Source organism: Oricola indica (assembly GCF_965227485.1).
Taxonomy (GTDB): Bacteria; Pseudomonadota; Alphaproteobacteria; order Rhizobiales; family Rhizobiaceae; genus Oricola; species Oricola indica.
In genome coordinates this window covers 1,375,309-1,401,649 of the sequence record NZ_OZ245747.1, presented here as the reverse complement: position 1 = coordinate 1,401,649, position 26,341 = coordinate 1,375,309, and the positions used below count along the sequence as shown (strand labels likewise).

Here is a 26,341-nt window from a genome sequence, read left to right as displayed (position 1 = left end):
GCAAGGGCCCCGGTTTGTTGACTCGTTCCGGCGAACTGCTATGTGTCGCGCGATTTCGTTCAGGGAAGCCGGTGTGACAAGCTTTTACCGGCCGACGCCAACAGGAAAACCCATGACCTCACGTGAAAAACACGACCGGATGGCGAATGCGATCCGCTTTCTTTCCATGGACGCCGTGGAAGCCGCGAACTCCGGACACCCGGGCCTCCCCATGGGAGCGGCCGACATCGCGACGGTTCTGTTTTCGAAATTCATGAAATTTGATCCGATGAACCCGCAATGGCCGGACCGCGACCGCTTCGTGCTGTCTGCCGGGCACGGATCGATGCTGCTCTACTCGCTGCTCTATCTCCTCGGCTATGAGGACATCACGATCGACGAGATCAGGAATTTCCGCCAGCTCGGCTCGAAAACCGCCGGACACCCGGAATACGGTCATGCTGCGGGCATCGAGACGACGACCGGTCCGCTTGGCCAGGGCCTCGCGAACGGCGTCGGCATGGCGCTCGCCGAACGCAAGCTGGCCGCCGAATTCGGCGAAGAACTTGTCGATCACTACACCTATGTGCTCGCCGGTGACGGCTGCCTCATGGAAGGCATCAGCCAGGAAGCGCTGACGCTTGCAGGCCACCTCAAGCTTTCCAAGCTGATCGTCTTCTGGGACGACAACGGCATTTCCATCGACGGCAAGGTGTCGCTTTCCGATTCCACCGACCAGCAGGCGCGTTTCGAGGCATCGGGCTGGGAAACCATCTCCATCGACGGTCATGACCCTGACGCCATTGCTTCGGCGATCGAGCGCGCGCGGTCTTCCGATGCACCGACGCTGATCGCCTGCCGCACCACGATCGGTTTCGGCGCGCCGAACAAGGCCGGCACCTCCAAGGCGCATGGCTCGCCGCTCGGCGCCGAGGAAATCGCCGGCGCGCGCGAAGCGCTTGGCTGGACCGCCGAACCCTTCGATGTTCCTTCCGAGATCCTCGACGACTGGCGTGTCGTCGGCCTGACCGCCGGCAAACAGCGCATCGCCTGGCAGGATCGCCTCGCCGATGCCGACGCGACGCTGCGCGGCGAGTTCGAACGCCGGATGCGCGGCGACCTTCCCGCCGGTCTCGAGACAGCGATGGAAGCCTACAAGAAGAAGCTCGCCGCCGATCGGCCGACGCTCGCCACGCGCAAATCCTCGGAAAACACGCTGGAAGTCATCAACGCGGCCGTGCCCGAAACGCTGGGCGGATCGGCCGACCTGACCGGATCCAACAACACCAAGACCAGCCAGACCGCGAACGTGACGCCGGATGATTTCTCCGGCCGCTACATCCACTACGGTATCCGCGAGCACGGCATGGCCGCCGCGATGAACGGAATCGCGCTGCATGGCGGACTGATCCCCTATAGCGGCACCTTCCTGGTGTTCTCGGACTATGCCCGACCCGCGATGCGCCTCGCATCGCTGATGGGAATTCGTTCGATCTTCGTCATGACGCATGACTCGATCGGTCTCGGCGAAGACGGGCCGACCCACCAGCCGGTCGAACATCTGGCGGCCCTTCGCGCCATTCCCAATCACATGGTCTACCGTCCGGCGGACGCGATGGAAACGGCGGAGTGCTGGGAACTGGCGCTCGCCAGCGATACAGCACCCTCGACGCTGGCCCTGACCCGACAGAACCTCGTCGCCGCACGCACGGAATATTCGGCTGACAATCGCAGCGCGCGCGGCGCCTACGAACTTGCGCCTGCCAGCGACGATGCCGTCGTGTCGATCTTTGCATCCGGTTCGGAAGTCGAGATCGCGCTTGCCGCGAAATCGGCGCTCGAGGCAAACGGACATCCGACCCGTGTGGTATCGGTGCCCTGCATGGACCTGTTCCTCGCGCAGTCAGCCGAATATCGCGAGGCGATCATCGGATCGGCCAAGGTTCGCATTGCCGTGGAAGCTGGCATCCGCCAGGGCTGGGACGGGATCATCGGCCATGACGGTGCGTTTATCGGCATGGATTCCTTCGGCGCGTCCGGCCCGTACAAGGAGCTTTATGCCCATTTCGGCATTACACCCGAAGCAGTCGTCGATGCGGCCGAAACCCGCATTCACGACGGACACCAACACCAGTAAAGTCGCCCTACCACTCATGGAGGAAATCGCATGACTGTGAAAGTCGCCATCAACGGATTTGGCCGCATCGGCCGCAACGTCGTTCGCGCCATCTACGAATCCGGCCGCAAGGATATCGATATCGTCGCCATCAACGACCTCGGCCCGGTGGAAACCAACGCTCACCTGATGCGCTACGACTCCGTGCATGGAAGGTTCCCGAAAGCCGTCGAGGTGAAGGGTGACACGATCCACATCGAGGGTGGCGACAGCTTCAAGGTCTTCGCCGAACGCGATCCGAAGGCACTGCCCTGGGGTGACCTCGACATCGACATCGTGATGGAGTGCACCGGCATCTTCACCGCCAAGGAAAAGGCGTCGCTGCATCTCGAAGCCGGTGCGAAACGCGTGCTGGTTTCCGCTCCGGCTGCCGGTGCGGACAAGACCGTCGTTTATGGCGTCAACCACGACGTCCTGACGAAGGACGACCTCGTCGTCTCCAACGCGTCCTGCACGACCAACTGCCTTGCGCCCGTCGCCAAGGTCCTCAACGACGCCATCGGCATCGAAAAGGGCATGATGACGACGATCCACTCCTATACCGGTGACCAGCCGACGCTGGACACGATGCACAAGGATCTCTACCGCGGCCGCGCCGCCGCGATGTCGATGATCCCGACCTCGACCGGCGCCGCCAAGGCCGTCGGCCTTGTGCTGCCGGAGCTCAATGGCAAGCTCGACGGCTTCGCCATGCGCGTGCCCACACCGAATGTCTCGGTCGTCGACCTGAAGTTCATCGCAAAGAACGCAACCTCCGTCGACGAGATCAACGCCGCGATCAAGGCCGCCGCCGAAGGCCCGCTCAAGGGCATCCTCGGCTACACAACGGAAAAGAACGTTTCCATCGACTTCAACCACGACCCGCATTCGTCGATCTTCCATATGGATCAGACGAAGGTCATGGACGGCACGCTGGTGTCCGTCCTGTCGTGGTACGACAACGAATGGGGCTTCTCCAACCGCATGGGCGACACCGCCGTCGCCATGGGCAAGCTGATCTGAGCCTGACGACCCGATGCAAGCCGGCCCGCTGATCTTCATCGCGATCCTGATCGGCGCGGCCGGCTTTTTCATGTCCAGACTTTTCCGTCGCACCGTCGACCGCGACCTGCCCGGCTCAAGCGAAAGCGGCGCGGGCACGCACTGGTACGCGCGGCCGCCGGACGATGACGGGGACATCGGCTAGACGGGAACGCGCATGCCCAATCTCGCCACGATCATCCTGATCGCACTTGTCGCGCTCGGCGTCTGGTGGAAGCTGCGGTGCATCCGGCGCAGTTGCACGATCGACCCTGACCGGAAATCCGGCGATTGAAGGTGTCAGCCGGCGGTTTCCCGGTTTTTTGGGATTTGTTTCGCGGGTCGACGGCCACATATCCTTTGAGGACAACCTTCCCACCCTGGTAGCGAGGACCCCGCCATCGGATCGATCGATCTCGTCAGTTCGCGTTCGAACGCCCACTCCCTCGTCGACGACACATGCGCGTCGCACGAAATGAAGGAGACGTGTCGATGATCGAGACAATGTACCTTGTGATCCTTGTCGGCACCATGCTGGTTCTTGCCGCAGCGTTTTCCAGCCTTCTCGCCTTTCGTTTCGGCACGCCGCTGCTGTTGTTCTTCCTCGGTATCGGACTGATCGCCGGTGTCGACGGGCTGGGCATCGATTTCGACAACGCGCCGGTCGCCTATTTCGTCGGATCGCTCGCCCTCGCCGTCATCCTGTTCGACTCCGGTTTCGGCACCTCGCTTCAATCCTTCCGAAATGCCGCCGCCCCGGCGCTGACGCTGGCAACGCTCGGCGTCCTGCTGACAACCCTGTTTTTCGGGGCGGCCGCCCATTTCCTCATCGGCCTTCCCTGGCTGGAAGCCATGTTGCTCGGAGCGGTCGTGAGTTCCACGGACGCGGCAGCGGTTTTCTTCCTGTTGCGGGTCGGCGGAATATCGATACGCGACAAGGTGCGTTCGACACTGGAAATCGAGTCCGGGTCAAACGATCCGATGGCCGTCTTCCTCACGATTACGCTCGTAGAGATCGTGGCGTCCGGCAAGGCTATCGAGGAATTCGGCGTGCAAGTGGCCGCCGGTTTCCTGCTGCAACTCGCCCTCGGTCTCGTGATCGGTTATCTTGGCGGTCTGGTTATCGTCGCCCTCGTCAATCGCCTGAAACTCGAACGCGGGCTGACACCGATTTTCGTCATTGCTCTCGCACTTCTGATCTTTTCGCTGACTGGTGCGCTTGGCGGCTCCGGCTTCCTTGCCGTCTATGTCGCCGGTCTCTATGCCGGAAATCGGCAAATGCGCGCGGCCGCATCGATACGGCGCTTCCAGGACGGCATGACCTGGCTGTCCCAGATCCTCATGTTCCTGGTTCTGGGCCTCCTCGCCACACCTTCGCAATTCGGCGCGATTGCCCTGCCCGCCATCGCATTGGGGCTTTTCCTGATCCTTGTCGCCCGCCCGCTCGCGGTCTGGCTCTGTCTCGCCCCGTATCGGTTCCAGCCGGAAGAAACGGCCTTTGTATCCTGGGTCGGGTTGCGCGGCGCGGTATCCATCCTGTTGGCGATCCTTCCGTTCATCGGCCAGATCGGGAACGGAATGCTGTTCTTCAACACGGCTTTCATCATCGTCATGATCTCGCTTCTCGTGCAGGGCTGGACGATCAATCCTCTTGCAAGACGCCTCGGTCTCGTCGTGCCGCCGCGCATGGGCGCGGTCGAGAAACTGGAACTCGAGCTCCCCGGCTCCGTCTCGCATGAATTGCTTGTGTATCGTGTCGTCGACAACAGCCCAATCGTCACCGGCGGGCGCATTCCGCGCTGGGCGCGGCCTTCCCTCGTAGTCCGCGATGGCAAGTCCATGCGCTACCAGTATGCGGGCCGGCTACGCCCCAACGACTATGTCTATCTCTTCGTCCCGTCCGGCTATCCCGAACTGCTCGACCGGCTGTTCGCCCAGCCGAAACCCGTAAACAGCGACGATGCCGACTTCTTCGGGGTTTTCGCCATCGACCCCACGCGTCCCGCCGCCGAACTGGGCGCCATTTACGGCTTCAAACTGGACGAGCAGGAAGGCGCGGGAACCATCGACGCGCTGCTGCGCGCCCGCCTTGGCGGTCGTGCCGATTATGCGGATCGCACCGTCATTGGTCCTGTGGAACTGATCGTGCGCGATATCGACGATAACGGAAACGTGGTGGCCGCGGGTCTTTCGCTGGAACCGAAGACCAGGCCCAACATTCCGGTTTTCCTGAGTTTCCGGGAATTGATGACCTTCCTGTTCAAATCCCGGTGGCGCAAGCGGAGCAATTCGGATGACAACACCGATAATGATGAAAGCGGCGCCGGCGACCAGTGACATTCAGCCCGCTTGAACGTGACAGCCGCCGGCTGTAGGCATGGCGGTACGACAGAGGAGTTCCGTTTATGACGCAGTTCAAGACACTTGACGACATGCCGCAGGAAATCGGCGGCAAACGCGTGCTGGTGCGTGTCGATCTCAACGTGCCGATGGCCGATGGTGTCGTGACCGACCGGACACGCATCGAACGTGTCATTCCGACCATCTCCGAACTGTCCCGCAGGGGCGGGAAGGTCATTCTGCTCGCCCATTTCGGCCGCCCGAAGGGAAAGGTCGTCGAAGAGATGTCGCTGAGCCCGGTGGCACAGGCACTGGAGGAGGAACTCGATCACCGTGTCGATTTCGCCTCCGACTGCATCGGCGAAGCCGCAAAGAAGGAAATCGACGAGATGACCAGCGGCGATGTCCTCCTCCTTGAAAACACCCGCTTCCACCCCGGCGAGGAAAAGAACGATCCGGACCTCGCCAAGGCGATGGCCGCCAATGGCGACATGTATGTCAACGACGCCTTCTCGGCGGCGCACCGGGCCCATGCTTCGACCGAGGGCCTTGCATGGCTGCTTCCCGCCTATGCCGGCCGCTCCATGCAGGCCGAACTCGAGGCGCTTGAGAAGGGCCTTGGCGCGCCCGCCAAGCCTGTCGTCGCCATTGTCGGCGGTGCCAAGGTCTCGACCAAGATCGATCTCCTGCAGAACCTCGTCAAGAAGGTCGACGCGCTGGTGATCGGCGGCGGCATGGCTAACACCTTTCTCGCGGCCAAGGGCGTCGAAGTCGGCAAGTCCCTGTGCGAGCACGATCTCGCGGACACTGCAAACGCGATCATGTCGGAAGCCGCCTCCGCGGGCTGCGCTATCGTGCTGCCAGTAGACGGAGTCGTTGCGCGCGAGTTCAAGGCCGGAGCGGACAACGAAACCGTCGATATCGAGAACGTGCCCGCCGACGCCATGATCCTCGACGCCGGTCCGGCGACCGTCGAAAAGATCAATGGCTGGATCGACCACGCGGCCACTCTGGTCTGGAACGGACCGCTCGGCGCTTTCGAAATCGAACCGTTCGACGCGGCGACCGTCGCTGCCGCGCGGTTCGCCGCCGAGCAGACCGTGGCCGGTAATCTTGTTTCTGTCGCGGGTGGCGGCGACACGGTTGCCGCACTCAATCATGCGGGCGTGGCGGACAAGTTCACCTATGTCTCGACTGCGGGCGGCGCCTTCCTCGAATGGATGGAAGGCAAGGAATTGCCAGGCGTCGCCGCGCTCTCTGCCTGAGCTTATAGCGAGATGCAGAGACCCATCACGGATCAACTTTTCGGGCTATTTTAAACGATTGAACTATTTTAATCGGTTTAGACCGAGGCCTGTGATATTCCTTCCAGGATGGCCCTTTGCTAAGGCCCGGCCTGACAATTTAAGCGCCGGCACGCGCCGCGCGCTTCGGACCTTGACCAACCTCGGGAGATACGAATGACGCAATCGGATATGGCAGCGCAGGTCGCGAACAAGGACGGCTTTATCGCGGCGCTGGACCAATCGGGCGGTTCGACACCGAAGGCGCTGAAACTCTACGGCGTTTCGGAAAGCGCTTATTCGAACGAAGAAGAGATGTTCGACCTCATCCACCAGATGCGCTCGCGGATCATCAAGTCGCCGGCCTTCACCGGTGACAAGGTGATGGGCGCCATCCTGTTCGAACAGACCATGGACCGCGAAATCGATGGTGTGCCGACGGCGCAGTATCTGTGGGAGAACCGCAGTGTCGTACCGTTCCTGAAGGTGGACAAAGGCCTTGCCGAGGAGGCGGACGGCGTGAAGCTGATGAAGCCGATGCCGGATCTCGACGCCCTGCTGGAGCGTGCGGTCGCCAAAGGCGTCTTCGGCACCAAGATGCGCTCGGTGATCGACGCGGCAAATCCGAAAGGCATCGCGGCGATCGTCGACCAGCAATTCGAGGTGGGACGCCAGATCCTGTCGCATGGCCTCGTCCCGATCATCGAGCCGGAAGTCACGATCTCGATCGACGACAAGGCCGAGGCCGAGGACATCCTGCTGGCCGAGATCCAGAAGCACCTCGACGGCGTTCCGGAAGGCAAGCAGGTCATGCTCAAGCTGAGCCTGCCGACCAAGCCCAACCTCTACAAGCCACTCATCGACGATCCCCGCGTCATGCGGGTCGTCGCGCTTTCCGGCGGTTATTCGCGCGATGAGGCGAACGAGAAACTGGCTCAGAACACCGGCATGATCGCCAGCTTCTCGCGGGCACTGAGCGAAGGTCTGTCCGCCGACCAGAGCGACGCAGAGTTTGATGCGATGCTCGCCGAAGCGATCGACAGCATCTTCGAAGCCTCCCGGGCCGGCTGACTTTCGCAGCCCTGTCATATTGCTGAGACGCGCAACGTCTCTAAATAATGCCCGTGGCGCCGTTAGGTGCCACGGGTATCTCATTTTCGGATCTTTCGCCGCATGGTCTCAAAGGCGCTTTTCAGTTGGGTCGCGTTCCCCGTCTATGTCTGGCAGGGCATCTCGGTCCGCCTGCGGATCGAACGCCTGCACCCCGCCGAAGTCCCCCATGAAGGACGGTTCGATGGCAAGGGCGATGAGATATCCCTCCTGGTTGCGGGCGACTCCTCCGTGGCCGGCGTCGGCATGACGCGCCTCGATGACACGCTGGCCTTCAATATCGCGCGCACGCTGAACGAGCGCTCAGGCCGACCCGTGCGCTGGCGCGCGGCCGGCGCGAACTCGGCGACTTCAGGCGATCTGCGTGATCACGTCATTCCGCATGTCGAAGATCGCGACTTTACCCATGTCGTCCTGGCGATCGGCACCAACGACATGAAGAACTTTCACGTCATCCGCCGCTTCAAGCGCGAGTTCGGCACACTGCTCTATGCCATGCGTGCACGCTTTCCCGACGCGCGCATCGTCTGGTCGCCGGTGGCCGACATGACCCGCATTCCGGCGCTTCCCTCGGCGCTCGGCCGCATTCTCCAATTTCGCGCCGAACTCATAAACGCCATGGGCGCCCGCCTGTGCAACGAGCGCGGGGCCGTAATGGCCGATCCCCTGCCGATCCACGGCCCGCAGGGTTTCGCCCGGGACGGGTTTCATGCCGGACCGGCCGGATATCGCAGTTGGGCGGAACATCTGGTGGAGTACCTAGTCCCCGAACGCCCCTCCCCCGCGCCGCTAAAGTTGCAGAGCGCTGATCAGGACGATCGCGAACAGACCCGCCAGGGGCAGCTTCCAGAAATCGCTGCGTCGTCGTAGTCCCGGCACGCCCAGTGGCTTGATGATCTGGACAATCATCGCCAGCACGACGAATACTGATAGCAGTTTGACCAAGAGATTATCCGTTCGGCTCGGGTTGCGGGCTGTGCGCAATTGTCGCGCTCATGCACCGATCAGCTTAGGCGTTAGTCAAATGGACGAATAGCATCCGTTCTGGCACGAGGAAACCGCGTTCCAGAGGGGAAGCCGGAACGGGGGCTCTTGCACGCGGGAGGAGTAACGCCATGAGCAATACGTCCAGCTATCAAGCCGTCTATGACGACTGGAAAAAAGATCCGGGCCTGTTCTGGGAAAAGCAGGCCGAGGCCATAGACTGGTTCAAGCCGTGGGACAAAGTCTTCGATCCGGAAGACGGCGTCTATGGCCGCTGGTTCGCCGGTGCCGAGTGCAACACCTGCCACAATGCTGTCGACCGCCATGTCGAAGCAGGGCGAGGCGACCAGACCGCGGTCATCTATGATAGTCCGATCACCGGCAAGCAGCGCAAGTTCACCTATGGCGAAGTCCTGCAGGAGGTCGAGGCACTGGCCGCGGTCCTGCGTGATCTCGGTGTCGAGAAGGGCGACCGCGTCCTGATCTACATGCCGATGATCCCGGAAGCCGTCTTCTCCATGCTGGCGGTCGCCCGCCTCGGCGCAATCCATTCCGTCGTCTTCGGCGGCTTCGCGGCACACGAACTGGCCACCCGCATCGACGATTGCCACCCGAAGGTGGTCGTCGCCGCCTCCTGTGGCATCGAGCCGTCACGGCAGGTGCCCTACAAGCCCCTGCTCGACGCGGCCATCTCCCAGGCGAAGTTCAAGCCCGATCACTGCCTCGTACTGGAACGCGAGGAGCATCCCTACGATCTCGAACCGGGCCGCGACACCGATTACGCCGCGGCCGTCTGGGCGCATATGGAAGGCGAGACCAAGGTCCCCTGTGTTCCGGTCGCGGCAACAGACCCGCTCTACATCCTCTATACCTCCGGCACGACGGGTCAGCCCAAGGGCGTGGTGCGTGACAATGGCGGCCACATGGTCGCTTTGAGCTACTCCATGCGGGCGCTCTACGCCATCGAGCCCGGCGAGGTCTTCTGGGCCGCATCCGACGTCGGGTGGGTCGTCGGGCACTCCTACATCGTCTACGCCCCGCTTCTGATCGGCGCGACGACCATCGTCTTCGAGGGCAAGCCCGTCGGCACACCCGACGCCGGCACCTTCTGGCGCGTGATCCAGGAACACGGCGTTTCGTCGCTCTTCACCGCGCCGACCGCCTTCCGTGCCATCAAGAAGGAAGATCCCAAGGGCGCACTGATCCCGAACTACGACATGTCGAGCCTTCGCTCGCTGTTTTTGGCCGGCGAACGCGCCGATCCCGACACGATCAAATGGGCGCAGGAGAAACTGAAGGTTCCGGTCATCGACCACTGGTGGCAGACCGAAACCGGCTGGGCCATCGCCGGCAATCCGCTCGGTCTCGGCGAACTGCCGGTCAAGATCGGCTCCCCGACGGTCGCTATGCCCGGTTACGATGTCCAGATCATCGACGATGCAGGCCATCCGGTGCCCGCCGGGACGCTTGGCAATATCGTGGTGAAGCTGCCGCTCCCGCCGTCCTGCCTTCCGACGCTCTGGAATGCCGACGACCGGTTCCGCGCGGCCTATCTCGACGAGTTCCCCGGTTACTACAAGACATCGGACGCCGGCTATATGGACGAGGACGGCTACCTCTTCATCATGGCGCGCACCGACGACATCATCAATGTCGCCGGCCACCGCCTCTCCACCGGGGCGATGGAGGAAGTCATCGCGGGACATCCGGATGTCGCGGAATGCGCCGTCATCGGTATCGCCGACAGCCTCAAGGGACAGTTGCCGGCCGGTTTCCTGGTCCTCAATTCGGGTGTCGACCGTCCGGCCGAGGAGATCGAGAGAGAAGTCGTCAAGCTGGTGCGCGACGAAATCGGCCCAGTCGCCGCCTTCAAGATCGCACTCACCGTCAACCGTTTGCCGAAAACCCGATCCGGCAAGATCCTGCGCGGAACCATGCAGAAGATCGCCGACGGCGAGGACTGGAAGATGCCGGCCACCATCGACGACCCGGCTATCCTCGACGAAATCGGCGAAGTGCTCAGGGAACGCAAGGTGGGCCTGGCCGCCGCCTGAGAGAGTATTTCTGACTCATGAGAACGAGCGTCCGCCTCGCGCGGCCGCAGCATTCCCATTTGCCGCCGGAAGCGTTAGGTCTGCCTGAAAGAAACAGGAGACTATCATGGCACTCGACGGAAAGATCGCGATCGTCACCGGCGGCGCGCAGGGAATCGGATACGCGATCGTCAAGCGACTGTTGAGCGACGGCGTGCGGGTGATGCTTGCCGACATAGACGAGAAAAAGGGTGCGGCCGCGGCCGAGGAACTGTCCGACCTGGGCGATGTCCGGTCCATCGGCGTCGATGTCGGCGACCGCCTCAGCGTCCACAACCTCATGGCCTCCGTACTCGACGTCTTCGGCGACGTCGACATCCTGGTCAACAATGCCGGTATCGTGCATGGCGCGGATTTCCTCGATATCACGGAAGAGGATTTCGACCGCGTGATGCGGGTCAACATCAAGGGACAGTTCCTTTGCGGACAGGCTGCTGCCCGCCTGATGGTCGAAAAGGTCAAGAATGGCGGCCCCGCCGGCGCAATCGTCAACATGTCGTCGATCAACGGCGCCGTCGCGATCCCCAATCAGGTGCCCTATTGCGTCTCCAAGGGCGGCGTGAACCAGTTGACGAAGGTCATGGCCATGTCGCTTGCGCCTTACGGCATCCGGGTCAACGCCGTCGGCCCGGGCTCGATCATGACCGAGATGCTGTCCTCGGTGAATGATGACCCGGAAGCGCGCAATCGCATCCTGTCCAGGACCCCGCTTCTGCGCATCGGCGAGACGGCGGAAATCGCTTCGACCGTTTCCTTCCTCGCCTCCGACGACGCCGGCTACATCACGGGCCAGACGATCTATGCCGATGGCGGACGCCTCGCGCTCAACTACACGGTGCCGGTGCCCGAAGAGGAGTAAGCCGGACAGTCGGACATTTCCCTCCTGACAGAATGATGTCAGGAGGGGTATGACACATTCGGGTCGTCAGCCAATCTTTGAAAGGAAACGGCCATGTCCGACGCACCCCGGAATACAGCAGTCTGGTTCGAGATCCCGGTTACCGATCTCGACGCTTCCAAGCGCTTCTACGAGGAAGTGCTGTCCATCACGATGACCCGCAACGACGATGGCCCCAACCCGATGGTCATGTTCTCCTCCATGGCCGACATGGGCGTCTCCGGCCATCTCTATCCGGGCAAACCCTCCGAAGCCGGAACCAGCAACACGATCCACCTCGCGATCGACGGATCGCTCGACGACGCGATGGGACGGGTGAAGGCATCGGGTGGCGAAGTGCTGTCGCCGACGATCGACATTCCCGCCGGCAGCTTCTTCTATGCGACGGATCCCGACGGAAACTCCATCGGACTGTTCAGGACGGCCTGACGACCATGCGACGCGCCGACCGCCTCTTCCAGATCGTACAGCACCTGAGGGGCGGTCGGCTCGTCACGGCGAAGAAACTCGCCGACAAGCTCGAAGTCTCCGAACGCACGATCTATCGCGACATTGCCGACCTCCAGTCGACAGGGGTTCCCATCGACGGGGAGGCCGGTGTCGGATACATCATGCGCGAAGGCTTCGACCTGCCGCCATTGATGTTCTCGCGTGACGAGATCGTCGCGCTCGTGGCGGGCGCCCGCCTCGTGAAGGCCTGGGGCGGAGCCACCCTGGCGCGTGCTGCCGAGGAAGCGCTCATCAAGATCGAGGCGGTGCTTCCCGATGCCGAGCGCGCACGTCTGCACTCGACGGAGATCCACGCGCCGACTTTCCTGTTGCCCGACAGCGTGCGCGCAAATCTCGACGTGGTGGAGCGCGCGGCGGAATCGAAAAACGTCATCCGTTTCGCCTATGTCGATGCGGAAGACCGCACCACCAGCCGCTCCATCCGCCCGCTCGGCCTGTGGTTCTGGGGCGGGCGCTGGCTGTTCGTCGGCTGGTGCCTGCTCCGCGAGGATTTCCGCATGTTCCGCGTCGATCGCGTTCGCGATGTCGAGACGCTCCCGGAAACCTTCCGTCCCGAACGCGGCAAGACGCTGCGCGACTTCTATCGCCAGATGGAGGAACGCGGCGATATGTCTCCGGGCGGACATTAGATCACCGCCGCGCCGATACGTCAGAGATCGGGAGCTTTCGCCGCCTTCGCGGCCAATGCGAGAAACTGCCTGTACTCGTCGTCGTCAAGGCCGGGAAGAATTTCCTTTTGAAGCCGCTCGACCACCGGCAGAACAGCATCGACGATCCTGTTGCCCTCCTCGGTGATCGTCAGTTCCCGTGCCCGCCGGTCGCGGCCGCTGACTGTCCGGGCGACCAGCCCCTTCTGTTCCAGCCGGTCGATTACGGAGCCGGTCGTCGCCCGGTCCTTCGCGATCGCATCGGCGAGACCAGCCTGGTCCGTGCCAGGGCTGAAACGCAGCACATCGAGCGCTGCGAACTGGACCGGTGTCAGATCGTATCCCGCCTCACGTACGCGCTGCGAGAAGATATGCGTCGAAACCTGATGCAAGCGCCTTATAAGGTGCCCCGGCATTCCCAGACTGGCCGCCCTCGGACCTCGTTCGTTCATCACGCATCCTCTGTGCGCCGCCCAATCCCGGCGGTCAGCGTCAGCCTACGCAAAATTGATAAGAAAGCATACTTTTTGTCACGCCTTCGCGGCGCGTTCGGGAACACCCCTCCGAAAAAGAAAAGGCCCGCCTGAAAGCGGGCCTCGCAAATGGCAAAAAGGAAAATGAGGCCTATTGCTCGTCCTCGTTGCCCTCTTCCTCGCTCTGCGAGCCCTTGAGGGAGGAAAGGCGCGCAAAGACGGCGTCCGCGTCGAGTTCCTCGTCTTCCTTCGGCTTGACCGGCTGCGAAAGAATGTCGTCGGCGGGCAGGTTTTCGGTTTCCGACGCTGGCAGCAAGCTGTCGCCCTGCTCTCCTTCGACCGGAGCGGGCCGCAACTTGGCCGCCTTCTGCACCTCGAAATCGAGATCGATCTGGGAGCAAAGCCCGAGCGCCACGGGATCGACCGGCTGCAAATTCGCCGAATTCCAGTGCGTGCGGTTGCGGATCTGTTCGATCGTGTTCTTGGTCGTGCCGACGAGACGCGAGATCTGCGCGTCCTTGAGTTCCGGATGGTTGCGCACCAGCCAGAGGATCGCGTTCGGACGGTCCTGACGCTTCGAGACCGGCGTGTAGCGAGGTCCCTTCTTGCGCAGTTCCGGGACCGCATATTTCGCGGCCGCGAGTTTCATCTGGTAGTTCGTGTCCGATTCGGCCTTGGCGATTTCGTCGCGCGTCAACTGGCCGGTATTGATCGGGTCCAGGCCTTTGATGCCCTGCGCCGATTCACCGTCGGCAATCGCCTTGACCTCGAGAGGATGCAGCTTGCAGAACTGTGCGATCTGGTCGAAGGAAAGCGCCGTGTTGTCGACGAGCCAGACGGCCGTCGCCTTGGGCATCAGAAGTGTATTGGCCATTGGATAAACCTTTCCTGTTCGTCCGCGCCGGGGCCGCGGGCGTGGTGTCTAACCACTGATTTCCGGAAGAATGAGCGCTCCATAGCGCATCTCGGCGCGCTTCGCAATAAAGCCGGGCGTCACGGATAACAGGTTATTCCGGCTGAGATCAGACGGCGCGGGCGACCGACGCGGGCCCGCCGCCGATCCGAGCAAGGAAACGCCGCGACAGGAAGGCCGGAATCTCGTCGGGCGGCATCGGCTTCGAGTAATAATAGCCCTGCACCTTGCGCGCACCGATTCCCTGAAGGACGTCGAGTTCCTGCTCTGTCTCCACCCCCTCGATGATCGAGCCGACACCCAGTGTCGCGCACATGTCCACCATCGTCTTGATGACCTTCGCCGTGCGGCCCCCGTCGGCGAGCCGCGTCACGAAACTGCGATCGATCTTGATCGTGTTGATATCCAGCTGGTCGATATGGCCGAAATTGGCATAACCGACGCCGAAATCGTCGAGCGCGACCCTGGCGCCGAGCGTCTGCAGTTTCGCAAGCGATTTTCGCGCCGTCTCGAAGTCAGACATGATGAGGGTTTCGGTCACTTCGAATTCGAGCCGAGCGGGATCGATGTCGCTTGCCTCTATAATCCGGCACAGCTTGTCGATGGCGGTCGATGACATGATGTCGCGAATGGACAGGTTGAAGGACAGCTTGATATCGCCGGGCCAGTCCCTGGCGATCTTCAGTGCCTTCCCGAGCAGGATCGGTGTCATTTCCTCGATCAAGCCGGTCCGTTCCGCCGCCGCGATGAAAACGTCGGGGCGCACATTGCCCAGTGACGGGCTGTTCCAGCGCGCCAGGGCCTCGAAGCCCGTCGTTTCACCGGAGGCGATATCCACCTGCGGCTGGAAGACGACGGACATTTCCGCTTCCTTGTCGCTGGACCGCAATGCCTGCTCCACGCGGCCGATCTGCTCCAGATCCTCTTCGTGCTCATGCGAGAAGATGACCGTGCCGCTGCCGTTTGCCTTGGCGCGGAACATGGCGAAGTCGGCCCGCTCGATCAGGCCCGTTTCATCGAGATCGGCGATCGTCGAGCGAACGAATCCCACCGACGCGGAGACGGAAAATTCTATGCCCGAAATCAGGTAAGGGCTGGCAATGCTTTCCCGGATCGTGTCGCCATGCCCATGCAACTGCTCATCGTTTCGCGCGCCGTCGATCAGGATCGCGAACTCATCGCCGCCGAGCCGCGAGACCAGCCCGTTCCCGCCTCCGGTGTCACGAAGCCTCGCGGCAACCTCGATCAGCAAAAGGTCGCCGACTGTGTGGCCGTAACTGTCGTTGATCGATTTGAAGCCATCCAGATCGACGACGCCCAGCACGAACTCCTCGCCACCGGCACGACCACGTTCGAGCCTCTCTCGAAGGCGCCTGAAGAAATTCCGGCGGTTCGGCAATTCGGTCAGCATGTCCTGGTCAGCCTGCGCCTCGGCCGTCTGCCGCAGCGTCTCGGCGGTCATGCGCGCCCGGATCTCACGCGATATCGCCCCGCGTGTGAGTGTCGAGATGCAATAGCCCGCGAGCGAGCCGGCAAGCGCGATCATCGAGGCTTGCAAGAGCATGTCGCCGCCTGCCTGGCTCGCGAAAGCCAGCATGGTGGCGACCGACGACAGGATCGCGGTGACAACAAGCCGTGTGCTGATACCGAAGATGGCGACAATCAGCATGGGCAGCATGAAAAAGAAGAGCTTAGCCGGCTCCAGCTGCACGAAGTTGTTGGCCGCCGCCTTGAGATTGATCAGCGCGAAAAAGGCGAAGCCAAAAAATTCCAGTTCGCGATAGCTCAGGGCCCGCCGACGAACATCAAGGCCCATCGCGAGGAAAGCCATCGCGATCAGTGCCGAGGAAACCGACAAGAATGCATGGCCGGCGGCATCCGCAATGAACAGGTGATAGAAAACGGTCAGGGCGAAATAGACCGAGATCGGCAGAAGGATCGCAGCGAACATCGACTGGTAGGATGCAGCCAGCGCATGGCGCATCTCCACCTCCGGGGCATTACCGGATTTCGAGCCCGCGCCTGTCGCGCGCAGCCCGGTTCCCCCTCCTGCAATGTAGTCACGCTTGCTGTGCCGACCCATGCGAATTCATCCGACAGGCCAATGGCGCGGTCCGCGATTGGCCGGTCCGTCTTGACGACTTGTTGTTGATGGCGTTGGCGCGTCCGCTGCGGCGGCGCGCGACATCCGGCCCGGCCGGGAGAGCGATCGGCATCATGCCCTGCCGTGGCGACAGACGCTCCCCGAACTCGTAACAATCGCGCTTTTGACAGACACTTAACGCCCTCATCGCGAATCCCAACGTCGTTAACGGCGCGCTAAGCGGAGCGCGAAAGCTGTCATCATTTCTTCGTCATCCCGTCATGGCGCTGTCATGCGCCTCGCCAACAAGTCGCGCGTCGATTGCCGGGCCGATTCCGCGTCCGTTTTACCGATTCCACGCAATCTCAGGGAGCTGAGGCATGTCCAAACAAACCAGACTGCTGGCCACGGGTACGGCGCTCGCCGCGCTGTTCGCCGCCACCGCCGCATCCGCTGATCCGGTTTTCAACCGCGTCGCGTCTTTCCCGGTCAACACCAACCTTCCGGCGGATGCCGACCCGGCATCGGAGACCTCCTCGGAGATCATCTACGTCACCGAAGACGGCATGACCCTGGTCTATTCCGACAGCCCCTTCGGCGGCATCGGAATGATCGACATCTCGGACCCCGCCAATCCGGCGCCCGGCGGATATGTCAAGCTCGACGGCGAGCCGACATCCCTCGTCATCCAGTCCGGCCACGCCTTTGTCGGCCTGAACACATCGGAAAGCTACACCGCGCCGTCCGGCGCCCTCCTCTCCGTCAATCTGGAATCGGGGGAGATCGAACAGAGCTGCGACCTCGGCGGCCAGCCCGACTCCGTCGCGCTGTCGAAAGACGGTTCCATGGTCGCGGTTGCGATCGAGAACGAGCGCGATGAAGATGCTGGCGACGGCGGTCTTCCGCAGATGCCGGCCGGCAGCCTCGCCATCGTTTCGGCTTCGAATGGAGCACTGGACTGCGACAGCCTGAAGATAGTCGATATGACCGGTATCGCCGATATCGCGCCGGAGGATCCGGAGCCGGAATTCGTCGATTTCAACGATGCAGGCGAAATCGTCGTCACGATGCAGGAGAACAACTACCTCGCCGTCGTGGATGGCAAGACGGGTGAAATCCTCTCGCATTTCTCCGCAGGTACTGTCGATCTCGACAATGTCGATACCGCGGAAGAAGGCGCGCTGACCTTCGACGACAAGCTCACCGCTGTCCCGCGCGAGCCGGATGCCGTGCAGTGGCTCGACAATGACCGCTTCGTCATCGCCAATGAGGGCGACTGGAAGGGCGGATCGCGCGGCTTCACCATCTTCTCGAAGGAAGGCGAAGTCCTCTATGAAAGCGGTCTCTCCTTCGAATACGAGGTCGCCATGGCCGGCCACTATCCGGAGAAGCGCTCCGGCAACAAGGGCGCAGAGCCCGAAGGCATGGAAGTCGGCACCTTCGGCGACAAGGCCTTCATCTTCCTTCTTTCCGAGCGCGGTTCCGTGGTCGGCGTTTATGAAGACACCGGCGCGGAGCCCGCGTTCAAGCAGCTCCTGCCGACGGCGCTCGCCCCGGAAGGCGCAGTCGCCATTCCCGGCCGCAACCTGTTCGCCGTCGCCAACGAGGCCGATCTGATCGACGATGGCGGCGTGCGTTCGCATGTCACCATTTATTCCTATGACGAAGGCGAAGCGGCCTATCCGATGCTCGTTTCAGGCATGGACGGTGATCGTCCGATCGGTTGGGGCGCCATGTCGGGTCTTGTCGCGGACGAGGAGCAGGCAGGCATCCTTTATGGCGTCAATGACAGCTTCTATTCGATGCAGCCGACGATCTTCACCATCGACGCCAACCAGACACCTGCGAAGATCACCAAGGCCACCCGCGTTACCCGCAACGGCGCGCCGGCCCAGCTCTTCGATCAGGAAGGGATAACCACGGACGGCGAAGGCGGCTTCTGGATCGCATCGGAAGGCCGTACCGACCGCCTGATCCCGCATGCCCTCTACCACGTCAACGCCGAGGGCGAGATCAAGAAGCAGGTCGCCTTCCCGCCGGAACTTCTGGCCGTCGAGAAGCGCTTCGGTTCCGAAGGCGTCACCCGCATCGGCGAAACGCTCTGGATCGCCATCCAGCGTGAATGGGCCGACGACGAGGCCGGTCAGGTCAAGCTCGTTTCCTACAACACAGACACCGGGGAATGGGGCGCGGTGCGCTACCCGCTCGAGAAAAAGGGCGCCGGCTGGGTCGGCCTGTCGGAGATCACCGCCAATGGTGACTTCGCCTACATCGTCGAGCGCGACAACCAGATCGGTCAGGCCGCAAAGCTGAAGAAGCTCTTCCGCGTACCGCTGTCCGAAATGACGCCGGCCCCGCTCGGCGGCGAGTTGCCGCTCGTCTCCAAGGAAGAAGTTCACGACTTCATCCCGGATCTGAAATCGACCGGCGGTTACGTCGTCGACAAGATCGAAGGCTTCGCCATCGATGCCGCCGGCAATGGATTTGCCGTGACCGACAATGACGGCATCGACGATTCGAACGGCGAGACACTCTTCCTGCGCCTCGGCGCCATGTAATCGACGCCTCCCAAGGCCGATCGGGAAAGCCGGGGCGGCGACGCTCCGGCTTTTTCTCGTCTGCTACAATCCCGTCACGTCGTAGGTCCAGACCCGGAACGACTTCAACACGTGCGGGCCGAAGGAGTTGATCAGCGGCACGTCGGCCGCGTCACGCCCCCGTGCCACCACCACCCGGCCAATGCGCGGTATATTGTTGCGCGGGTCGAACGTCACCCATTCGCCGCCGAGATAAACTTCCATCCAGGCGGAGAAATCCATCGGGTCGAGAATCGGAACGCCGATATCGCCGAGATGTCCGTTCACATAGCGTGCCGGGATATTCATGCACCGGCAGAAGGCGATGGCGAGATGGGCGAAATCCCGGCAGACGCCCACTCCCTCGACATGGGCGTCAAGTGCGGTGCGCGTGGAACGCGCCGCCATGTAATCGAACGTCAGGTGGCTGTGCACATAATCGCAGATCGCCTGGACCCTGCCCCAGCCGGGCGCGATGTTGCCGAACAGATCCCAGGCCGTCTGGCTGAGTTCGTCGGTCTCGCAATACCGGCTGCCGAGCAGATAGGAGAGGCAGTCATCGGGCAACTCGGCGACCGGTATTTCCTGCAGCTCCGGCCTGACCGGATCCAGTTCGCCGGAATCCTCCACGGTTCCGTCAGCCCATATCGAAAAATCACCGGCCGGCGCGACGAAGCGGCGACAGACATTGCCGAACATGTCGACATAGGTGTGTGTTTCGACCTCCGGCGAGGTGACGACCTTCTCCGGCGCAAGCATCGAGCCTGCGCGTTCCGGCCTGATATCCATCAGGCAAACCATAGGAGTTGGAAGTTCGCACGTGACGGTGAGATCGTAGCCGAAGCGAATGAGCATGACCAAAGTTACTGGGTATCCCTGTTTGACAGGGCTGGCGCGGCAAGCGTCATGCGCGCGCCGTCAGCGCTGCGATCTTCTTTGAATGGGCAACAGCCGCCTGTCCGCCGGTCGTCTTCTGATAGAGATCGAGGGTCTCGTCTTCCGCGCCTTTCGTAAGCGCCTTGTCGGTATAGGCCTTGGTGGCCGGATTCTTCGTGATCACGATTGCCGGGATTGCCACGCGCGCAATTGCGCCGACAAGCCGCATCTGCTTGGCGACGGTCTCAACTGCGAAACGCGTCCAGAAGGAGACTGGGTTTTCCTGCGGCAAACCGGGTCGGCGTTCGGAGGGATGCCGTAGACGCACAACACCGATTTCGAGCGGGTGGATACCCTCGAGGCGCACACCGATTCCGAACTGGACGAGCAGCTTCACCAGACTGGTGACGGAACATCCGGTCGCCGCGGCACGACGCAACAGGGTCCGGATATGGGCCGGCGTGTAATAAAGGCGCCAGGCCTCGCTGTAGATGTCCTCTAATTCCTGCCGGCTCATCCGCTCATGCGGCATACAGACATTGTTGAGATCGTAGGCGTTCAGGTCCGCTTCCAACGGCGTTCCCGCGCGCCAGGTCTTCTGGTGGTCTTCGGACCCCGGTAGCGGCGTCAGAATAAAGAACTCGATGACATCGAGCGGCAGTTCCTCCTGGATGATGGCGATGTCGCGGCGGATCGTTTCCGGCGTATCGGCGGGAAACCCTAGGATGTACCCGGCAAGCGTCATGATCCCCTGCGCCTTCCAGTCGAGCAGCATCTCGCGATACTCGGTGATCTTGTTCTGGCGCTTCTTGGCTGCGGCGAGGTTTTCCGGATTGACGTTTTCGAGGCCGATGAAAACGCGCGTGACGCCGGCACGCTTGGCCTTTTCGACGAAGTTCTCGATCTTGTGGCAAAGCGTGTCGACCTGGATCATCAGGCCGAGCGGAATGCCGTCGCGCTCGCGCAGTTCGATCAGGCGATCGAAGATCGATTCCCATTCGCGATTGCGGGCGAAATTGTCGTCGGTGATGAAGAATTTATGGATGCCTTCGGCCCAGTTGAGCCGAACAAGCTGCTCGACGTCATCGGCGGTTCGAAAGCGCGACTTGCGCCCCTGTACGTTGATGATCGTGCAAAACGAGCATTGATAGGGACATCCCCGCCCGGCATCGAAACTGGAACTGAGCCCGGTGGTCCGTTCCACGAAGCGTTTCGGCAGGAACGGCGCCGGTTCGCCCTCGATACCCGGCAGATCGTTCATGAAATTGTAGACCGGTTCGAGCCGTTGTGCTGCAGCATCCCGCAGGACGGTGTCGAAACGACCCTCAGCCTCGCCGGCGAATATGGAAACGCCGAGTTTGCGGCACTGATCGAGATCGACATTGTCGTCGTCGAGCATGGCGAGGCAGCCGGACACGTGGAAACCGCCGATGGCCACCGGAACGTCGGCTTCACGGAACATCCGTGCGATATCGACGGCACGCGGATACTGGTTCGACTGCACACCGACCAGCGCGATCATGCCGAAACCGTCATTCTCGCGAAGCTGGGCGAGGATTGCCGGAACATCGACACGGGTGTTCGTTTCGTCGATCACCTCGATATCGATTTCGACATCGGGTCCGAGCACTTCGCGATCGGCGCAATCGGCTGCAATTCCGTAGACCGCGGCCAGCGAATTGGATGGTATCATCGAACGCCACCATCTGATCACATAGCCCCGGTCGTCATAGTGGGACGGTTTGATCAGAAAAAGTTGGAAGCGGCGCCCGGCAGGTCTCGTGGACTTCGGCAAGGGGGGCCTTCCGTTCATCTACCGGCGCGTTGATCCGAGCCGGTGACGCAACGCTATCCGGTTCGCCGGGCCCTGTCCATCCGGCGAATGAAATCATTGCGAGACAAGGCGGCTACCCGATGTCGAGCACGATTTTCCCGGTATGATTGCCCGCCTCCATGCGCTCATGCGCCCGCCAGGCCTCGGCCAGCGGATAAATCATGTCCACGACCGGCTGTATCTTGCGGTCGGCGAGCAGCGGCCAAACCTTCTCGTGCAGTTCATGCGCCAACCCGGCCTTGAACTCGACCGGGCGGGCGCGAAGCGTCGAACCGGTATGAACAAGGCGCTTGACCATCAGCAGCGAGAAATCGGCCTCGGCCTTCCGTCCGCCAAGGAATGCGATCTGCACCACGCGGCCCTCGACCGCCGCAGCCTTGTAGTTGCGGGTTATGTAGTCGCCGCCCACCATGTCGAGGATCACGTCGGCGCCGTTGCCGTCCGTGAACTCGCTGACCGCCTCGACAAAATCCTCCTCGCGGTAGTTCACCGCGCGGTCGGCGCCCAGCTTTTCGCATGCGGCGCATTTCTCCGTGCTGCCCGCGGTGGTGATCATCCTGGCGCCGAACGCCTTCGCAAGCTGAATCGCCGTCGTTCCTATGCCCGACGTGCCGCCATGAACGAGCAAAACCTCGCCCGTCTTCAGGCCACCGCGCTGGAAGACATTGTGCCAGACGGTAAAATAGGTTTCCGGGATCGCGGCCGCTTCCGAAAAAGCATATCCGCCCGGAATGGGCAGCGCATTCGTTTCATGGACCACCGCATATTCGGCATAGCCCCCACCCGGCAGCAGAGCGCAAACCGCATCGCCGGCCGCGAACCGCGTCGCACCGGGGCCCGTCGACTCGACAGTGCCTGAGATTTCGAGACCCGGAATGTCCGAAGCGCCGGCCGGTGGCGGATAGGCGCCCATGCGCTGCAGCACATCCGGGCGGTTCACGCCGGCGCATTTGACGCGAACGAGGATTTCGCCCTCGCCGGCTTCCGGTCGCGGACGTTCCGTTATCTTGAGTGCGCGCGGCCCTCCCGGTTCGCCGATCTCGACCGCCTTCATCATCGTCATGCCCTGGTCCCGCTTTTTCGGTTGTCTTTTCCTCGCCCGGCCGGGACTGTAGGGTTGCGCAGGGCGAACGGCAACCGCATGCGCGAAGGAGATGCCGATGGACGAAGAAGAGCCGAAACGGAAACCGGCCTACCAGCTTGGGCAGGATATTTCGCTGATGTCGGTGGACGAATTGAACGAGACGATTGATGCGCTCGGGGAAGAGATCGCGCGCTTGAAACGCGAAGTCGAAACCAAATCGGACAGCCGAAATGCGGCCGAAGCATTTTTCAAACTGTAATTTGTCCCGAAAAGGCGCAAACGGCAGGAATTCGCAATTCCATTAACCCGGTATTAAGCTTTACGGCTGTTTACTGTGTTCGTTCGGATTCGTCCGAACTCATTCGAAGCGACACCGTTGCTTTGTTTGACGCCTCCCTGTTTTAACTCCTGAGAGCTGCTTTTTGCGGCTCTTTTTTTTGTCCTGAGTCCAGTGCGCCATAGCGGGACATGCCCTCCGGCGGCGTTAACCTTGCATTAAGCATCTTGTTGCGCTGAACTGTGAACATGCCCAATATGCCGGTGTGCGGGAGCGCCCCTGCACGTACATCATGATCAAGCAAAAAATGGCGCAGGAATCAGGTGGGGTTTACGGGTATGTCGGAGTTGAGCAAGCGGTCGAACACGATCAATTTCATCGAGCGAAAGGCATCGTCGACCGCGTTCAAGAAGCTCTATGCCGACGGTATGGGGCTGGTCGAGGAAACGGCCGCTTATCTCGACGGAGAGGGCCGCGCGGAAGCGAAGCGCCTGTCGCGCATCTCTGCGACGCTGTACGCGGCCGAGTCGATGCGCCTGACCACCCGCCTCATGCAGATCGCGTCCTGGCTTCTGTTGCAGCGCGCTTTGAACGCAGGCGAGATGAGCCGCGAGCAGATGATGACCGAGAAGGAAAAGATCCGTCTCGACACCTCCTCCGCCAAGACGAATGCCAATGGCTGGAACGAGCTTCCGGAGACGTTTCGCCTGCTGGTCAACCGGTCCCTGCGCCTGCAGGCCTATGTCTGCCGTCTCGACCAGGATTTGTTCGGCACCGAGATCGAAACCGTCACCCAGGCTGCGCCGACCGGCAACCCCGTTGGCTCCCAGATCGAATTGCTGCGCACGGCTTTCGCGTCCCGCTGAAGCCGCCAGATCGGCAACGAAAAAAGCCCGGACGATCGTCCGGGCTTTTTGTTTTCCGCAGAGCGCGTCGGATCAGACGCCGAGGCCTTCGTAGCGCTTCTTGAACTTGGAAACGCGGCCGCCGCGATCAAGCAGGTTCTGCTGACCGCCGGTCCAGGCCGGATGCGACTTTGAATCGATATCGAGGTTGAGCGTATCGCCCTCGGAGCCCCAGGTCGAACGGGTCTCGTATTCCGTGCCATCGGTCATGACGACCTTGATCATGTGGTACTCGGGATGGATATCAGCCTTCATCTGTCTTGTCCTGCCTTGCCTGAGGGCGATCGGTCCGGATTGCCGGCCGTCATACCGCGGCTGTCTGAAATCACGAAAGCCGTGCGCCATTAGGCCACGGCTTCCAAAAAAGATGCGGAGCCTATACATCACCGACGACCGAAGCTCAAGACCGGGCGTATGGACAAAATAGACCGGTGCCCATGACGACCGGAACGAATTGCGAGACACCATGACTGAATCATCGCGGAAAACCCCAAAACCGCGAAACCGGCAGGCCCTTCGTCCTCTTTCGCGGCTCTGGCCCTATCTCCTTCATTACAAGGGGCTGATGGCCGGCGCGGGCGTATCCCTCGTTCTGGCGGCCGCGACCACATTGTCGCTTCCGACAGCCGTGCGGCGCATGATCGACCACGGCTTTTCCGACGCCGACGGGAAGTTGATAAACAACTACTTTGCAATGCTCGTCGTGCTCGCCGCCCTGCTCGCGGCCGCGAGTGCGCTTCGCTATTACTTCGTCATCACGCTCGGAGAACGGGTCGTGTCGGATGTTCGTCGCGACGTCTTCTCGCACGTTATGACGCTTTCCTCCTCGTTCTTCGACAGCGCCATGTCCGGCGAAATCGTGTCGCGGCTGACCGCCGACACAACACAGATCAAATCCGTCGTCGGCGCGACGGCATCGGTGGCGCTGCGCAATGTCATCCTCTGCTTCGGCGCACTGACGATGATGGTCATAACGAGCCCGTCGCTGTCCGGTGTGGTCATCGGCGCTATTCCCGTCATCGTCCTGCCGCTGGTCGCCTTCGGCCGCCGCGTTCGCGTAAGGTCGCGCGCCGCGCAGGATACGCTGGCCGATGCGACCGCCTACGCCAGTGAGGCAATCGGCTCGGTGCGCGCATTTCAGGCCTTCACCAACGAGCAACTCGCGACGTCGCGTTTCGCGCGCGCTGTCGAGGCTGCCTTCGGCGCGGCGCGCATCTCGGCCAAGACACGCGCCGCGCTGACCGCTTTCGCCATCTTCATGGTGTTTTCGAGCGTTGTCGCCGTTCTGTGGATCGGCGCGCAGAACGTCCTGGCAGGCACCATGTCGCCCGGCACGCTCGGGCAGTTCCTGCTCTATGCGGTCTTCGCCGCCGGTGCGCTCGGCGCGCTGTCCGAAGTCTGGGGCGAATTGCAACTCGCCGCCGGAGCCGCCGAGCGCCTGTCGGAACTGCTCGACGAGCAGCCGGCGATCGTCTCGCCCGCATCGCCTGTCGCGATGCCGTCGCCGGCATCCGGCGCCGTCGCCTTCGAAAACGTCTCCTTCGCCTACCCCACCCGCCCGAACGAAAGCGCCGTCAGGGGCCTGGACTTCTCCATTACATCTGGTGAAACCGTGGCGTTCGCCGGTCCCTCGGGCGCCGGCAAGAGCACGCTCTTCGCTCTCCTGCTGCGCCAGTACGATCCAACCGAGGGACGCATCCTCGTCGATGGCGTCGATCTTCGCGACGCCGCACTCGACGAAGCGCGCGCACGCTTCGCGATCGTGCCGCAGGACGTCGCGGTCTTCTCCGGCACGGCCGCCGACAACATCGCCTTCGCTCGTCCGGACGCTTCCCGCGAAGAGGTGATCGAGGCGGCAAAGGCCGCCCAGGCGCATGATTTCATCACGGCGCTACCGCAGGGCTACGATACGGAAGTCGGCGAGCGGGGCCTGACCCTTTCCGGCGGGCAACGCCAGCGCATTGCCATCGCACGCGCGATCCTGCGAGACGCGCCGATCCTGTTGCTGGACGAAGCGACGTCCGCACTGGACGCAGAAAGCGAGAAGCTGGTCCAGAAAGCTCTCGAGAAGCTCATGTCGGGGCGCACGACAATCGTCATCGCCCACCGCCTGGCGACGATCCTCAAGGCCGACCGCATTCTCGTCATGCAGGAGGGCCATATCGTCGAGGAGGGCACCCACTCTTCCCTCTCGCGGCGCGAGAATGGCATCTATTCGCGGCTGGCAAAGCTGCAGTTCGATGCGGGCGTCGAGGCCGTGGCCGGCGCTGCCGAGTAGGT

At 62.1% G+C, this 26,341-nt stretch carries 21 protein-coding genes and 1 pseudogene; 15 read left to right on the top strand and 7 right to left on the bottom strand.

From position 1 onward, the window contains the following. Positions 1 to 112 precede the first annotated feature (112 nt). From tkt to ACQK2M_RS07070, 11 genes and pseudogenes are all read left to right on the top strand, one after another. The gene (gene tkt / locus ACQK2M_RS07120; protein WP_425417218.1) at positions 113 to 2,116 is read left to right on the top strand and encodes a transketolase; all 2,004 of its coding nucleotides are present in this window, start codon (positions 113 to 115) and stop codon (positions 2,114 to 2,116) included. A 30-nt stretch (positions 2,117 to 2,146) separates the two neighbouring features. Further along, complete coding sequence (gene gap, locus ACQK2M_RS07115) at positions 2,147 to 3,157, top strand: type I glyceraldehyde-3-phosphate dehydrogenase (RefSeq protein ID WP_425417217.1); 1,011 nt, start codon at positions 2,147 to 2,149, stop codon at positions 3,155 to 3,157. 13 nt (positions 3,158 to 3,170) lie between these two features. Continuing rightward, the gene (locus tag ACQK2M_RS07110) at positions 3,171 to 3,341 is read left to right on the top strand and encodes a hypothetical protein (RefSeq protein WP_425417216.1); all 171 of its coding nucleotides are present in this window, start codon (positions 3,171 to 3,173) and stop codon (positions 3,339 to 3,341) included. 326 nt (positions 3,342 to 3,667) lie between these two features. Beyond that, the gene (locus ACQK2M_RS07105; protein WP_425417215.1) at positions 3,668 to 5,512 is read left to right on the top strand and encodes a potassium/proton antiporter; all 1,845 of its coding nucleotides are present in this window, start codon (positions 3,668 to 3,670) and stop codon (positions 5,510 to 5,512) included. Between the two features lie 68 nt (positions 5,513 to 5,580). Beyond that, positions 5,581 to 6,780 (top strand): phosphoglycerate kinase, encoded by a 1,200-nt coding sequence (locus ACQK2M_RS07100; RefSeq protein ID WP_425417214.1) that lies wholly within the window; start codon positions 5,581 to 5,583, stop codon positions 6,778 to 6,780. Between the two features lie 195 nt (positions 6,781 to 6,975). Continuing rightward, positions 6,976 to 7,869, top strand: coding sequence for a fructose bisphosphate aldolase (locus ACQK2M_RS07095; protein WP_425417213.1), 894 nt, complete (start codon positions 6,976 to 6,978; stop codon positions 7,867 to 7,869). Between the two features lie 102 nt (positions 7,870 to 7,971). Beyond that, a pseudogene (locus ACQK2M_RS07090) lies at positions 7,972 to 8,646 on the top strand (SGNH/GDSL hydrolase family protein); the annotation flags it as partial. A gap of 377 nt (positions 8,647 to 9,023) precedes the next feature. Next, positions 9,024 to 10,946, top strand: a complete 1,923-nt coding sequence (locus tag ACQK2M_RS07085) for a propionyl-CoA synthetase (RefSeq protein WP_425417212.1) — start codon at positions 9,024 to 9,026, stop codon at positions 10,944 to 10,946. Positions 10,947 to 11,052: 106 nt separating this feature from the next. Continuing rightward, positions 11,053 to 11,844: an SDR family NAD(P)-dependent oxidoreductase gene (locus ACQK2M_RS07080; protein ID WP_425417211.1), complete on the top strand. Its 792-nt coding sequence runs from the start codon at positions 11,053 to 11,055 to the stop codon at positions 11,842 to 11,844. A 93-nt stretch (positions 11,845 to 11,937) separates the two neighbouring features. Continuing rightward, complete coding sequence (locus ACQK2M_RS07075; protein ID WP_425417210.1) at positions 11,938 to 12,312, top strand: VOC family protein; 375 nt, start codon at positions 11,938 to 11,940, stop codon at positions 12,310 to 12,312. Positions 12,313 to 12,317: 5 nt separating this feature from the next. After that, positions 12,318 to 13,022, top strand: a complete 705-nt coding sequence (locus ACQK2M_RS07070; protein ID WP_223476014.1) for a helix-turn-helix transcriptional regulator — start codon at positions 12,318 to 12,320, stop codon at positions 13,020 to 13,022. A 20-nt stretch (positions 13,023 to 13,042) separates the two neighbouring features. Here the strand turns inward: ACQK2M_RS07070 and ACQK2M_RS07065 are convergent, their stop codons facing one another. The 3 genes from ACQK2M_RS07065 to ACQK2M_RS07055 form a co-directional block, all read right to left on the bottom strand. After that, a complete protein-coding gene (locus ACQK2M_RS07065; RefSeq protein WP_223476015.1) occupies positions 13,043 to 13,492 on the bottom strand; it encodes a MarR family winged helix-turn-helix transcriptional regulator in 450 nt (149 codons plus the stop codon). A gap of 172 nt (positions 13,493 to 13,664) precedes the next feature. Beyond that, positions 13,665 to 14,387, bottom strand: coding sequence for a DUF1013 domain-containing protein (locus tag ACQK2M_RS07060; RefSeq protein ID WP_223476016.1), 723 nt, complete (start codon positions 14,385 to 14,387; stop codon positions 13,665 to 13,667). Between the two features lie 148 nt (positions 14,388 to 14,535). Next, entirely contained in the window at positions 14,536 to 16,509 is a 1,974-nt protein-coding gene (locus ACQK2M_RS07055; RefSeq protein WP_425417209.1) for a putative bifunctional diguanylate cyclase/phosphodiesterase, read from the bottom strand. 380 nt (positions 16,510 to 16,889) lie between these two features. Between ACQK2M_RS07055 and ACQK2M_RS07050 the strand changes: the two genes are divergently transcribed. Beyond that, positions 16,890 to 19,067, top strand: a complete 2,178-nt coding sequence (locus ACQK2M_RS07050) for an esterase-like activity of phytase family protein (RefSeq protein ID WP_425417208.1) — start codon at positions 16,890 to 16,892, stop codon at positions 19,065 to 19,067. Between the two features lie 63 nt (positions 19,068 to 19,130). On the opposite strand, the gene ACQK2M_RS07045 is transcribed toward ACQK2M_RS07050, so the two are convergent. The 3 genes from ACQK2M_RS07045 to ACQK2M_RS07035 form a co-directional block, all read right to left on the bottom strand. After that, entirely contained in the window at positions 19,131 to 19,940 is an 810-nt protein-coding gene (locus ACQK2M_RS07045) for a transglutaminase-like domain-containing protein (protein ID WP_223476020.1), read from the bottom strand. A 49-nt stretch (positions 19,941 to 19,989) separates the two neighbouring features. Beyond that, a complete protein-coding gene (locus ACQK2M_RS07040) occupies positions 19,990 to 21,774 on the bottom strand; it encodes a B12-binding domain-containing radical SAM protein (RefSeq protein ID WP_425417207.1) in 1,785 nt (594 codons plus the stop codon). Between the two features lie 94 nt (positions 21,775 to 21,868). After that, positions 21,869 to 22,858 carry an NAD(P)H-quinone oxidoreductase gene (locus ACQK2M_RS07035; RefSeq protein ID WP_425417206.1) on the bottom strand — a complete coding sequence of 330 codons (990 nt, stop codon included), beginning with the start codon at positions 22,856 to 22,858 and terminating at the stop codon, positions 21,869 to 21,871. Between the two features lie 97 nt (positions 22,859 to 22,955). On the opposite strand from ACQK2M_RS07035, the gene ACQK2M_RS07030 reads away from it, so the two are divergent. Then, entirely contained in the window at positions 22,956 to 23,138 is a 183-nt protein-coding gene (locus tag ACQK2M_RS07030; protein WP_425417205.1) for a DUF1192 domain-containing protein, read from the top strand. Positions 23,139 to 23,494: 356 nt separating this feature from the next. Then, entirely contained in the window at positions 23,495 to 24,022 is a 528-nt protein-coding gene (locus ACQK2M_RS07025) for a DUF1465 family protein (protein WP_223476024.1), read from the top strand. Positions 24,023 to 24,094: 72 nt separating this feature from the next. On the opposite strand, the gene rpmE is transcribed toward ACQK2M_RS07025, so the two are convergent. After that, on the bottom strand, positions 24,095 to 24,316 hold the full coding sequence (gene rpmE, locus ACQK2M_RS07020; protein WP_223476025.1) for a 50S ribosomal protein L31: 222 nt from the start codon (positions 24,314 to 24,316) through the stop codon (positions 24,095 to 24,097). Positions 24,317 to 24,527: 211 nt separating this feature from the next. On the opposite strand from rpmE, the gene ACQK2M_RS07015 reads away from it, so the two are divergent. After that, on the top strand, positions 24,528 to 26,339 hold the full coding sequence (locus tag ACQK2M_RS07015) for an ABC transporter transmembrane domain-containing protein (RefSeq protein ID WP_425417204.1): 1,812 nt from the start codon (positions 24,528 to 24,530) through the stop codon (positions 26,337 to 26,339). The last annotated feature ends 2 nt before the right edge of the window (positions 26,340 to 26,341 follow it).